Source organism: Pseudonocardia sp. KRD291, from assembly GCF_019263595.1.
GTDB lineage: Bacteria > Actinomycetota > Actinomycetes > Mycobacteriales > Pseudonocardiaceae > Pseudonocardia.
Genome location: NZ_JADQDD010000491.1, coordinates 1 through 2,107, shown reverse-complemented (window position 1 = coordinate 2,107; position 2,107 = coordinate 1). Strand labels below are relative to the sequence as shown.

3 protein-coding genes are annotated in these 2,107 nt (G+C 72.0%); all 3 read left to right on the top strand.

From position 1 onward, the window contains the following. Positions 1 to 743 (top strand): amidohydrolase family protein (locus tag I4I78_RS32120; protein WP_218615268.1); only part of this gene is annotated, 743 nt, incomplete at its 5' end. Positions 744 to 795: 52 nt separating this feature from the next. Beyond that, a complete protein-coding gene (locus I4I78_RS32115; protein ID WP_218615267.1) occupies positions 796 to 1,857 on the top strand; it encodes an ABC transporter substrate-binding protein in 1,062 nt (353 codons plus the stop codon). Positions 1,858 to 1,894: 37 nt separating this feature from the next. Next, a partial coding sequence (locus tag I4I78_RS32110) for an ATP-binding cassette domain-containing protein (RefSeq protein ID WP_218615266.1) occupies positions 1,895 to 2,107 on the top strand: 213 nt, incomplete at its 3' end.

The window sequence follows — 2,107 nt, the reverse complement described above, 5'->3', positions numbered from 1 at the left end:
AGTGGATGTCCGCGGAGTGGCTCGATGCCGAGCCGAGGCTGCGCGGCAGCGTGGTGGTGCCCTCGTCGGACCCCGCTGCGGCCGTCGTCGAGATCGAGCGCTGCGCGGCCGACCCGCGGGTCGTGGCGGTCCTGCTGCCGGTCCGCGGCCACGACCTGCGTTACGGCAACGGCCGGTTCCTGCCGATCTTCGAAGCGGCCGCGGCGCACGGTCTCGTCGTCACGTTGCACGCCTGGGGACGGGTGGGCAGCGCGCCGACGACGACCGGGTTCACCCACACCTACCTGCAGGACTACCTGTCCAACGGCCAGGTCGCGCAGGGCCAGCTGGTCAGCATGGTCGTCGAGGGCCTGTTCGCGCGGCTGCCGCAGTTGCGGGTGTGCGTGGCCGAGTGCGGCTTCAGCTGGCTGCCGCCGCTGCTGTGGCGCCTGGACAAGGAGTGGAAGGGCATCTGGCGGGAGGTGCCGTGGGTGACCCGGCCACCGTCGGAGTACCTGGGCGAGCAGGTCCGCTTCACCTCGACGCCGGCGCAGCTGCCCCTCGACCCGGCCGAGCTGGCCGAGGCGCTCGAGGTGATCGGTGTCGCCGACCGCGTGATGTACGCCAGCGACCACCCGCACGACCACGGCGCCGGCACCGCCCGGATGCTCGCCGCCCTCGACGACGACGGCCGCGCCGCCGTGCTGCACCGCACGGCCGCGTCGCTCTACCGCTCCCTGCCGGTCCCGGCACCGACCGGCTGATATCCACGACCCCCGATCCCGAACTGTCGCAATGACGCGAGGAGACACCCCGATGACCACGACCACCACCGCCGGGAGACACACCCGGCGCGGGCGCATCGTCCGGGCACTGGCCGCCCTGCTCACCGGCTCCGCCGTGCTGGCCGCGTGCGGCGGCGGGGGAGCCACCTCCGAGGACGGCCGGCAGAAGGTGACGTTCCTGAACATCCTGCCGCTGGAGAGCCTGTCCTACTCCGCGGAGATGATCGCCGACACGAAGGGCTTCTTCGCCGCCCGCGGACTGGACGTGACGTTCGAGGCGACGCAGGGGTCGGCGCCGGCGATCCAGACGGTGCTGGCCGGGTCGGCACTGATCACCCGGGTCGGCGACATCGAGACCATGATCGCAGCGGGCAAGCGCGGCGCGCCGCTGGTCAACGTCGGCGAGGTGATCCACCGCGGCACGATCCGGATGATCTCCACGAAGCAGAAGCCGGTCACCCGGGCGGCGGACTTCCGGGGCAAGCTGGTCGGGACGCCGTCCGAGGGCGGTACCAGCTCGATCACCCTCGACCTGGTCGCCGGGTCCGCCGGGATCAAGCCCGACGAGGTGCGCCGCCAGGTCGTCGGCCTGAGCCCCGGCGTGTTCGACCTCCTCAAGGCCGGCCGGGTGGACTCCTACATCGTCTCGCTCGACACCGCGGTGCTGCTGCAGCAGACCAACCCGGACGCCGTCGTCTACGACCCGAACGACGACATCAGTGCCGGCGCGCAGCTCTACGCCACCTCGGCGGCGCAGGCGCAGGACCCGCAGAAGCAGGACCAGCTGCGCCGCTACCTGGCCGCCATCTCCGACGCCGTCGCGTTCATCTCCGAGGACAAGAAGAACGGCTACGCCGAGACGATGCGGTTGATCTCCTCGAAGTACCAGGTGCCGTCGCTGGGCAACCCGGCCGTCGCCAAGGCCAGCCTGGACGGCTACGTCGCTTCCTACAACGCCGGGGACGCCCCGATCGGCACGTCGCCGCAGCGCTGGGACGCCGCCTACAAGGAGGTCTCCGGCATCGGACTGGTCGACCCCGGCATGGACCCGTCGCGGTGGGTCGACAACCGGTTCGCCCCGGCGAACCCGTGACACGAGGACAGCCATCGACGACGAGCGAGGTGCACCCATGACGCAGGAGACGGTGTCGCGGCCCGGGAGCGACATCCCCGGCCCGGACGGTACGCAGATCGGCCTGCGGGTGGCCGGGGTCGACAAGACCTACCGGGCCCGCCGCGGTGAGGTGCACGCCCTGCGCGGCATCGACCTCGACGTCCGGCGCGGTGAGTTCGTCTCGCTGGTGGGGCGGTCCGGGTGCGGGAAGACCACCCTGCTCCGGGTG

Bases quoted from the DNA above. Each gene is read 5' to 3' on its own strand.
- I4I78_RS32115 (WP_218615267.1), top strand. From the start codon at position 796: ATGACCACGACCACCACCGCCGGGAGACACACCCGGCGCGGGCGCATC.